Origin of the sequence: Mucilaginibacter sp., from assembly GCF_039935595.1 — a bacterium.
In the GTDB taxonomy this organism is placed as follows: domain Bacteria; phylum Bacteroidota; class Bacteroidia; order Sphingobacteriales; family Sphingobacteriaceae; genus Mucilaginibacter.
In genome coordinates this window covers 1-9303 of record NZ_JBDTJZ010000187.1, presented here as the reverse complement: position 1 = coordinate 9303, position 9303 = coordinate 1, and the positions used below count along the sequence as shown (strand labels likewise).

At 41.8% G+C, this 9303-nt stretch carries 12 protein-coding genes; 8 read left to right on the top strand and 4 right to left on the bottom strand.

From position 1 onward, the window contains the following. Nucleotides 1-431: 431 nt before the first annotated feature. The 4 genes from ABI367_RS12930 (at nucleotide 432) to ABI367_RS12915 (ending at nucleotide 3529) form a co-directional block, all read left to right on the top strand. Nucleotides 432-797 carry a TM2 domain-containing protein gene (locus tag ABI367_RS12930; RefSeq protein WP_462227227.1) on the top strand — a complete coding sequence of 122 codons (366 nt, stop codon included), beginning with the start codon at nucleotides 432-434 and terminating at the stop codon, nucleotides 795-797. A gap of 116 nt (nucleotides 798-913) precedes the next feature. Beyond that, nucleotides 914-2011, top strand: a complete 1098-nt coding sequence (locus ABI367_RS12925) for a Nif3-like dinuclear metal center hexameric protein (RefSeq protein WP_462227226.1) — start codon at nucleotides 914-916, stop codon at nucleotides 2009-2011. 219 nt (nucleotides 2012-2230) lie between these two features. Beyond that, complete coding sequence (locus ABI367_RS12920) at nucleotides 2231-2980, top strand: zinc ribbon domain-containing protein (protein WP_462227225.1); 750 nt, start codon at nucleotides 2231-2233, stop codon at nucleotides 2978-2980. A gap of 159 nt (nucleotides 2981-3139) precedes the next feature. Further along, entirely contained in the window at nucleotides 3140-3529 is a 390-nt protein-coding gene (locus ABI367_RS12915; protein WP_462227224.1) for a ribosomal maturation YjgA family protein, read from the top strand. Nucleotides 3530-3566: 37 nt separating this feature from the next. Here the strand turns inward: ABI367_RS12915 and apaG are convergent, their stop codons facing one another. Both apaG and dusB read right to left on the bottom strand, forming a co-directional pair. Next, nucleotides 3567-3953 (bottom strand): Co2+/Mg2+ efflux protein ApaG, encoded by a 387-nt coding sequence (apaG, locus tag ABI367_RS12910; RefSeq protein WP_462227223.1) that lies wholly within the window; start codon nucleotides 3951-3953, stop codon nucleotides 3567-3569. A gap of 113 nt (nucleotides 3954-4066) precedes the next feature. Further along, nucleotides 4067-5077 (bottom strand): tRNA dihydrouridine synthase DusB, encoded by a 1011-nt coding sequence (dusB, locus tag ABI367_RS12905; protein ID WP_462227222.1) that lies wholly within the window; start codon nucleotides 5075-5077, stop codon nucleotides 4067-4069. Nucleotides 5078-5216: 139 nt separating this feature from the next. On the opposite strand from dusB, the gene ABI367_RS12900 reads away from it, so the two are divergent. From ABI367_RS12900 to ABI367_RS12885, 4 genes are read left to right on the top strand one after another with little or no spacing between them, the layout of a single operon-like run. Continuing rightward, nucleotides 5217-6062 carry a lysostaphin resistance A-like protein gene (locus ABI367_RS12900; RefSeq protein ID WP_462258087.1) on the top strand — a complete coding sequence of 282 codons (846 nt, stop codon included), beginning with the start codon at nucleotides 5217-5219 and terminating at the stop codon, nucleotides 6060-6062. Continuing rightward, on the top strand, nucleotides 6062-6268 hold the full coding sequence (locus ABI367_RS12895) for a putative signal transducing protein (protein WP_462227220.1): 207 nt from the start codon (nucleotides 6062-6064) through the stop codon (nucleotides 6266-6268). Before ABI367_RS12900 ends, ABI367_RS12895 begins: the two co-directional genes overlap by 1 nt. Nucleotides 6269-6271: 3 nt before the next feature. Then, on the top strand, nucleotides 6272-7090 hold the full coding sequence (locus tag ABI367_RS12890; RefSeq protein ID WP_462227219.1) for a phosphatidate cytidylyltransferase: 819 nt from the start codon (nucleotides 6272-6274) through the stop codon (nucleotides 7088-7090). A gap of 24 nt (nucleotides 7091-7114) precedes the next feature. Then, entirely contained in the window at nucleotides 7115-7828 is a 714-nt protein-coding gene (locus tag ABI367_RS12885; RefSeq protein ID WP_462227228.1) for a phosphatidylserine decarboxylase family protein, read from the top strand. 2 nt (nucleotides 7829-7830) lie between these two features. On the opposite strand, the gene ABI367_RS12880 is transcribed toward ABI367_RS12885, so the two are convergent. Together ABI367_RS12880 and ABI367_RS12875 are read right to left on the bottom strand one after the other, a co-directional pair. Beyond that, nucleotides 7831-8505, bottom strand: a complete 675-nt coding sequence (locus tag ABI367_RS12880) for a bactofilin family protein (RefSeq protein WP_462258086.1) — start codon at nucleotides 8503-8505, stop codon at nucleotides 7831-7833. Between the two features lie 52 nt (nucleotides 8506-8557). Continuing rightward, a partial coding sequence (locus tag ABI367_RS12875; protein WP_462227217.1) for a hypothetical protein occupies nucleotides 8558-9303 on the bottom strand: 746 nt, incomplete at its 5' end.

Sequence of the window (9303 nt, the reverse complement as noted above, 5' to 3'; positions counted from 1 at the left end):
GTCTGAGCGAAGTCGGGGTGAGTCAACGGCGCGCGTTTAAACTCACCCGGTCATCGCTTCGCTGGACCACCCTCTCTATGCTAGAGAGGGAATTAAACAAAAACCCTAAAGATATATAACCCTCTTTGCTGCTTGCAGCAGAGAGGGTCGACGAGCGTCTGAGCGAAGTCGGGGTGAGTCAACGGCGCGCGTTTAAACTCACCCGGTCGGCGCTTCGCTGGACCACCCTCTCTATGCTAGAGAGGGAATTAAACAAAAGAGTCCCGATAACTATCGGGATGAAACCGGGGTGAGTCAATAGTAAACCGTTCACCGCCAAAACCACCACCCTTACCGATTTCTTATCCCGTTTTGCCCATTTTGCATTGCCCACATTTTAATGTTACCTTAGTTTTGAATCATCATTTAAAACAAACAATAACTTTAAAACAATGGAAATCAATCAAAACCCTTATATGTCTTTCTCGGGAATGAACCCAGAAGAATGGAGCTTTTTACAGCAAGCTACAGCCGACCTTACCGATAACCAAAAAAGATATTTTAATATGGTTTACGCTGATAAAAGGAAAAACCCGCAGGATATTATGCTGGTTACTTTAATAGGTTTCTTTTGCGTAGCCGGTATACAGCGCTTTTTGCTGGGACAAATTGGTATGGGTATCTTATATTTCTTTACGGGCGGTTTGTGCTTTATAGGGACTATAGTTGATCTGGTAAATTATAAAAGCCTGACAACTGAACATAATCGCAAAATGGCTTTTGAAAGTTATCAGATAGCCAAAATGCAAGCTAACTAACACTACGTAGGGCAACCGCCCGACCACTATATATGAGTGCAGAGACGCCACGATACGTTCGGAGCGCCTCTGCGCGTTTATGTGATTTTTGGTATATTTATAGGATTATAAACGCTATGAAACTATCGCAACTCACTACCTATTTAGAAACCCTTGCCCCGCTGCCCTACCAGGAAGATTATGATAACGCCGGGCTCATCGTAGGTCATCCCGATCAGGATATAACCCAGGCCTTAATATCCTTAGATTGTACCGAGGCTGTAGTTGATGAGGCTATAGCTACGCATTGCCAGGTCATCATATCACATCACCCCATTGTATTTAAAGGCTTAAAAAAGTTTAACGGCAAAACCTACGTGGAGCGCGTGGTGGAGAAAGCCATACGTAACAACATAGCCCTTTATGCCATACATACCAATTTAGATAGTATGCTGGATGGCGTTAACGCCCGCATTTGCGAAACACTGGGCTTAACCAACTGTCATATCTTATCGCCAAAACATAACATCTTAAAAAAACTGGTTACTTATGTGCCGTTAAGTCACGCCGAACAGGTGCGCAACGCGCTGTTTGTTGCGGGCGCAGGTAACATAGGCAACTATACCGAAACCAGTTTTAATACCCAGGGCCACGGCACTTTTAAAGGCAACGAAGATGCCAACCCATACGTTGGCGAACCCGGTACCCGCCATACCGAAAGCGAAATAAAAATTGAGACCGTTTACCCGGTTAACCTGGAAAGTAAAGTGATTATGGCGCTTATACTGGCACACCCGTATGAGGAGGTGGCATATGACCTGTACCCACTAACAAACCAGCACCAGCAAGTAGGCTCGGGCATGGCGGGCGAGTTGCATGAACCAACCGACGCCAAAAGCTTTTTATATACCGTAAAAACCAAGATGAACGCCGTAGTTATAAGGCATACCGAACTTACCGGCAAGCCCATAAAAAAAGTGGCCGTTTGCGGTGGCTCTGGCGGATTTTTATTAAAGCAGGCCATTGCCGCGGGTGCGGATATGTTTATTACTGCCGACTATAAATACCACGAATTTTTTGATGCTGAAGGCAAGATCATTATTGCCGATATTGGTCATTACGAAAGCGAGCAGTTTACGCAGCAGTTACTGTATGATCAATTACATAAAAAATTCCCGGCTGTGGGGTTAAAGATAACATCGGTAAATACTAACCCGGTGAGGTATTTTGTTTAACTGACCCTCCCTGTCATCTCGAAACGCAGTGAGAGATCTATACACGCGCTCTTCCGCTTGGCACATGTATAGATTTCTCGCGATGCTCGAAATGACAGGGTGAAACCGAATAAACATTGAATCTGAGCAAATTACAAATGAATTATAAAATATTTTAAAAAATTCGTATCTTTGCCATCCGTTTATAAAAAAGAAATAAGTATAAATCCCGTCATAATAATGGAACAAACCGTAGAACAAAAGCTTAAAGCTTTATACGAACTACAAACTATCCACACCAAAATAGATAAAATTCGCCAGGTTAGAGGTGAGTTACCTATGGAGGTTGCCGATTTAGAAGATGATGTTGCAGGTCTTGAAACCCGTATACAGAAAATCAAATCTGAACTGGATGATTTGGAGGATGATATAGTTACCCGCAAAAACCTGATCAAGGAAGCGCTGGCTAATACCAAAAAATATGAAACCCAGCTTAACGAGGTAAAAAACAATCGCGAGTATGATGCTATTTCGAAAGAAATTGAGATACAAGGGTTAGATATTCAGGTTAGCGAGAAAAAGATCAAAGAATTTGGTTTTGAAATAACTACCAAAACCCAGGTTTACGAAAAAGCTTTAGCTGATTTGGAAGCGCGCAAAAGTGACCTTGATGCTAAAAAAGCGGAGTTGGGTACTATTACTTCAGAAACTGAAAAAGAAGAAAACGAATTAACTACCCTGGCTGATAAAGCAACTAAAGGCATTGACGAACGTTTATTATTTGCTTACAACCGTTTGCGTAATAACGCTAAAAACGGTTTAGCTGTGGTAACCATTCAGCGCGATTCGTGTTCAGGCTGTTTTAACCATATCCCGCCTCAGCGTCAGTCGGATATCCGTCAGCGTAAAAAGATAATCGTTTGCGAGCATTGCGGACGTATTTTGGTTGACGAGCAAATGGCTCTGGAAGCTGAACCCGTTACAGCATAATTACCAAATTACCCTATACAAAAGCGCCCGCAAGGCGCTTTTTTTGTTTTAACACAATTAAATTTAGGTGTCATTTCGAAACGTAGTGAGAAATCTTATACATTAGACCTATCAATAACATAAGATCTCTCCTGGAACCTCGGTCGAGATGAAAAAAATATGATTAAACAAAGAGTATATTATTTCATCTTCCTCATCGCCACTATCATCCTCGGTCTTGCATCACGCCATTTTAAAGTTATCCCCTTATTTGTGGGTGATATTTTATGGGCCACCATGGTGTATTTTATAATGCGCTTGTTGTTTATTAACAAACCCGTAAAGTTTGTAGCATTGGTAAGTTTGCTTTTTAGCTTCGCGATAGAGTTTGGCCAGCTATACAAAGCCCCCTGGATAGATAGCATCAGGGCAACCTTATTTGGCCGCATGGTTTTAGGCAGCACCTTTAACTGGGGCGATTTGTTAAGTTATATTGTTGGCGTGTGCATTGGGGTACTCATCAACTATATTCTAACAAAAAAGCCCAACTCAACAGAGCAGGGCCTTTAAATTATATCTTCCACTCCCCCTTCAGGGGGCCGGGGGCTTAATTCAATCTATACGGCGCTATTAAATAAAACTCCGGTATTTGTACGCTAAACATGGCGTTATCCATCAGCCGGGTCATTTGGTATTCGCCTTTCATGCTGCCCATATCAGTTTTTAAGTTACAGCCTGATACATATTCGTGCGATTGGCCGGGTTCAATAACAGGCTGCAGGCCAACTACGCCTTCGCCCTCTACCTCGCGCTTGGCACCATTTGAGTCAAAAATATACCAGTGCCTGCTCAATAATCTCACCGCGTAAGCGCCCATATTTTCGATATTCACCTTATAGGCAAACATAAAATGGTCGTTAGACGGGTTAGAATACTCCGGCTGATAAATGGTTTCTACTGAAACCTTAACACCTTCTGTTATATAAGTAACCATGTATTAGTAATCGTTTTATTCAAATATATACATCTATTTAAAAATTATGCCATTGTAAGCACATAATTTTCTTCAATCTGTACTTTTTTTACAAAAGGGTGGGTTTCAACCGGCTAAACTTCTATAGCTGAGGTAGTTTGTAAAAACCTAGGGGAATTTTCTATCTCCTGCAAAATTTCGTCCAACTCGTTAAAGGTTCCGGCTGTAACCAGCCTCATGCGGTATTCCTTAAAGTTATCAATGCCTTTAAAGTAGTTGGCATAGTGACGACGCATTTCAAACACGCCGGTTTTTGGCCCCTTCCATTCAATTGATTTTTGCAGATGGGTTTTGCAGGCATCAATACGCTCGACCATGGTTGGTTTATCCAAATGCTGGCCTGTTTTAAAGTAATGTTTTATCTCGCGGAATATCCAGGGGTAGCCAATAGCCGCGCGTCCTATCATCATCCCATCCACACCATATTCCATGCGCCATGCAGCAGCCTTTTCGGGCGAGTCGATATCGCCATTACCAAAAATGGGGATTTCTATCTGCGGGTTTCTTTTTATCTCGCGTATCAGGCTCCAATCGGCTACGCCCTTATACATTTGCGACCGGGTGCGGCCATGTATGGTTAACGCCTTTATACCTACGTCCTGCAGGCGCATAGCCACCTCCTGTACGTTTTTGGTATTATCATCCCAGCCCAGTCGGGTTTTAACCGTTACCGGCAGGTGTGTAGCCTCCACAACCGCTTTGGTCATGGCAACCATTTTATCAATATCCTGCAATAAACTCGCACCAGCACCACGACAGGCCACGTTTTTTACCGGGCAGCCATAGTTAATATCTATCAGATCAGGACCCGCTTGTGATGATATAGCCGAGGCTTCGCGCATGTGCTCAATATCACTGCCAAATATCTGGATGCCTATGGGGCGCTCATATTCAAATATGTCTAGTTTCTTTCGGCTTTTGGCCGCGTCGCGTATCAATCCTTCGGACGAGATAAACTCGGTATACATCATATCTGCGCCATGTTGCTTGCACACATAACGGAACGGCGGATCACTTACATCCTCCATCGGTGCCAGCAACAGCGGGAACTCCCCTAAATCAATATTTCCTATTTGTATAGACATGCTTATCTTCGCTACAAAAATACGAAATTTACGTTAAATGATACTTTGGTATAGACTATACAAATATTTCAAGAATAGGATAGGCCAACCACCTTACTACTTTTTGATCTTTATTTTGCTCTCGATAGGTTTCATAGCCTTGGGATATCTAATTGGTATGGGCGTAATTATGGCTGTTTATGGCATAGATGTATTGATGCAGATAGCGCGGCTTAACCTATCATCGCCCGATGCCATTAACGCTTTATGGATATTACAGATCATCAGCACCACCATTCCGCTATTTGCTGCCCCTGTATTTTTTGCCTATGTAATTGTTAAAGACCCGCAGGATTATTTGAAACCCGCTGTTAATTTTCCATGGATATTAATTGTACTGGTTTTTTGCATCATGTTTATATCCTCGCCTTTAATAGAGCTGTTAAGCAACATCAATCAAAAACTAAACCTTACCGGCTCGCTAAAACCTGTGCAGGATTGGATGCGTGAAAAAGAAGATATCGGCCAAAAAATGACCACCGTATTGCTGCAAATGAAAACCCTGGGCAGCATGATAAAAAATGTTTTGCTGGTTGGCCTGCTAACTGCTATTGCCGAAGAATTTATGTTTAGGGGAGTAATACAAACCATATTTACCCGCTGGACAAAAAACCATCACGCTGCTATTTGGATAACCGCCATCCTGTTCAGCGCTTTCCACATGGAGTTTTTTGGCTTTTTACCCCGATTAATGCTGGGTGTGCTTTTTGGCTATCTGGTAGTTTGGAGCGGAAGTATATGGCCGGCAGTATGGGGGCATTTTATAAACAACGGCACCGCCGTAGTGGTAACCTATTTATATCAGCATAAAAAAATTACGATAAACCCCGATGACCAACACCTGTTTAATTACAGCGGCTACCTTTTTAGCCTGATAATTGTAGTATTTTTGCTATATATGTACCAATATATAGCGTTGGGCAACAAGCAACCCCAGGCAGATTAATGGAAAAAGACTGGATCAAAATTTTTACTTCAACAGATTTTTACCGCGCTGAGATTGTGAAGCAAGTGCTTATTGAAAACAGTATTGATGCCGTGTTACTTAACAAACAGGACTCAGCTTACCGATCATTTGGTGCCATTGAGGTTTATATTCACCAGGAAGATTTTAGCAAGGCTGTGGAGATAATGGCCCTAAACCAATTTTAATTTATGAAACTACGCGCCATAACCGGCTTCTTTTTTATTATAGTGATGCTGGGCTCGGTTTTACTGGGGCAGTATGTGTTTGATGTATTTTATTTAGTGCTTGGTGCTTTTTGCCTGTGGGAGTTTTACAGCAACGTTAAAAAAAGCAGCATTAAACCCAACCTGGCCACCGGACTATTAGGCGGGGTGATGATATACTTGGTTTATGCAATTATTAACTATCATCATGATGCTTTTCATACCGGTCTGCCCGTTTTGTTACCGGTGGTATTAAGCTTTATATTTATTCAAGAGCTTTTTAAAAAGCACGACGCGCCATTTACCAATATAGCATACACCTACTTAGGTATTTTTTTTACTGTAGTGCCTTTTACTTTTTTTCATGCTTTGGGCTATATAAACGGGGGCTTCACCTTTCACTTCCCAATGGCTTTTTTACTAATGCTTTGGGCCAATGATACCGGCGCGTATTTAGTAGGCAGCAAACTGGGTAAACACAAGTTGTTTGAAAGGCATTCCCCCAAAAAAACCTGGGAGGGGTTTGTTGGGGGTATGTTGATAACTGCCGGTGCTGCATTATGGATAAGCCATTATTTTGCTGACATACCTCCGGTACAATGGGTTATTGTTGGCGTATTAATAAGCTGTTTTGGCACCCTTGGCGACTTAGTAGAATCCATGTTTAAACGCAGCATTGATGTAAAGGACTCAGGCGGTTTACTACCCGGGCACGGTGGTTTGCTGGACCGTTTTGATGGCCTGCTTATTGCGGCACCTATTGTATACACTTATTTATATGTGTATTTCATAATCATAAAATAGTAATTTTGCCTAACCATGAAAAAAATGACCATCCATAAAGAAGGGTATACATCTATAGCACTGTGCATCCTGTTCATATTTGTTTTAAATGCATTTATACAATTTTACTTTCCTGCTGCCATTTTTGTAAAGTGGTTAGTGTATATATTTTCTTTCGCGCTGTTTATTATCATACTGCAATTTTTCCGAAATCCCTATATTGAAATAGATAAAGATGAAACGCTGGTACTTTGCCCTGCCGATGGTAAAGTAGTAGTAATTGAAGAAGCCGATGAACCCGAGTTTTTAAAGGACAGGCGCATACAGGTGTCTGTTTTTATGTCGCCCATAAACGTGCATATTAACCGTAACCCTATTAGTGGTGTGGTTAAATACTTTAAATATCATCCGGGTAAATATTTGGTAGCCTGGCACCCAAAATCTTCTACAGAAAATGAGCGCACTACCGTTGTTACTGAAAATAGCAACGGCGTGCAGGTATTGTTCCGCCAAATTGCAGGGGCTTTGGCCCGCCGTATTGTTTGGTACGTAAAAGAAGGCGATGTGGTAGAGCAGGGTGCCGAATTTGGCTTTATTAAATTTGGCTCGCGTGTTGACCTCTTTTTGCCCTTAGGTACCAAAGTTAATGTAGAAATTGGCCAGGTGGTCAAAGGTGGTAAAACTGTATTAGCCGAATTATCTGTAGCCGAGGTTAAAGTGCCAAAATCAAAAACTACTAAAGCTAAAAAATCGGCATAAAGTTACCACCAACGTTGAATATTATTATCATCCTTAGGCTTATCTGATGGTCGTGGAGTTGGTGTTGATGCCGGCTTTTTAACCGGTTCGTCACTTATAATTTGTTCGGCAGCGGGAAGCGGTGGTGTAACAATGGGTTTAGATTCTTCTTTAACCTGTAGTGCCTCTTTAGGTTCAACTTTCTGTTCAGCAACAATTGGCTTTTGTTCAGGCTGCTTAATAACTTGTGGTTCGGGTTCCTGTTTAGTTTCAACCGTTATAGGGTTGTTCGCTGCGGCAATAGCGGCTTCATCCAGCGCCCTTGCCTCAGCATATTCTTCGGCTGTATGTTTTTTTATGCGCTGGGCAAGTGTGGTAATTGCTGCTTTGTCTTCGCCAATAGTTATTGCGCCATTTACAATCGCACCCGGTTCAATACATATTGATGTAGCTCGTACCTTCCCTTTTATAACAGCGGTTTTGGTTATCTCCAGCAATTCGGTTGCTGATATATTACCGTTTACAACACCCCCTACAACTAAATGTTTGGAGCATATATTACCGTCTAAACGGCCATCTTTTTCGATGAAAATATTTTCGGAACAAAATAAATTTCCCGTTAATTTTTGGTCAAGAAAAATCACCCTGTCAGACAGGTAGTCAGTTCCCTCCATCACCAAAGCGTTAATATTACTCAAAGAGTTTATTACCGGCTTCTGCGGTGCCTTCCTGAAAAATTTTAGCATTTACTTATTGTTCGGCCGCAAATCGGGTAACAACAGTTGTTGAATTACCGATATCAATCCCAATTGAAGATTTTTCAAGTCCGCCTGATATACGTAATGAGTTTAAAGCGTAACCCTTACTTGCCAATGCAGCCGGATCGCTTACTACTTCAATTTGTGCTACATCACCAAACTCAGCTTTAAAACAATCTACCAGATCCTGGTAGTACATACCGCCACCGCATAAGTATATTTTGTTGGCGCGGCTCAAGTTTTTATCGGTAATTACGTTACGCAGGTTTGGCGAGATAACCTCGTTGTAATATGACTTTAACGCATTTTTGCGGATTTCTCTTACATCAACATTTTTCTTGTCGATAAACAAATGGCCCTTTTGGAAAGCCTCATCCAATGTATGCGCAGTTCTTAATTCCAGGTAATGATTTTTAGATAACTCATTGATCATGTAGTTGATGGCATAACGTAAGCCATGTGTACTGATCATACTTTGCTCAACCACGCCCGAATCCATACTTAACACCGATTCAAATGTACCGAAACCACAGCTCAGGATAAAAAAGTTGCCAGATGCCTGTTCTTCGCCCTTGCGCAAAGCGATAGAGCAGCCTACAATTTCGGGGATAACATCCACATTTTTAACATCCAAAATAACGGTTTTTTTACCCGAACCGCCATAAGTAGATGAATCGTGATCTATAATATGGGTTTTTTTAAGTTCTTCTGTAGCGGTTTCTTTATAAATGCGGTAGG

Coding starts and splice junctions, on each gene's coding strand:
- ABI367_RS12930 (WP_462227227.1), top strand. CDS start 432: ATGGAAATCAATCAAAACCCTTATATGTCTTTCTCGGGAATGAACCCA.
- ABI367_RS12885 (WP_462227228.1), top strand. CDS start 7,115: ATGACCATCCATAAAGAAGGGTATACATCTATAGCACTGTGCATCCTG.
- ABI367_RS12920 (WP_462227225.1), top strand. CDS start 2,231: ATGGAACAAACCGTAGAACAAAAGCTTAAAGCTTTATACGAACTACAA.
- dusB (WP_462227222.1), bottom strand. CDS start 5,077: ATGTCTATACAAATAGGAAATATTGATTTAGGGGAGTTCCCGCTGTTG.
- apaG (WP_462227223.1), bottom strand. CDS start 3,953: ATGGTTACTTATATAACAGAAGGTGTTAAGGTTTCAGTAGAAACCATT.
- ABI367_RS12915 (WP_462227224.1), top strand. CDS start 3,140: ATGATTAAACAAAGAGTATATTATTTCATCTTCCTCATCGCCACTATC.
- ABI367_RS12895 (WP_462227220.1), top strand. CDS start 6,062: ATGGAAAAAGACTGGATCAAAATTTTTACTTCAACAGATTTTTACCGC.
- ABI367_RS12925 (WP_462227226.1), top strand. CDS start 914: ATGAAACTATCGCAACTCACTACCTATTTAGAAACCCTTGCCCCGCTG.
- ABI367_RS12890 (WP_462227219.1), top strand. CDS start 6,272: ATGAAACTACGCGCCATAACCGGCTTCTTTTTTATTATAGTGATGCTG.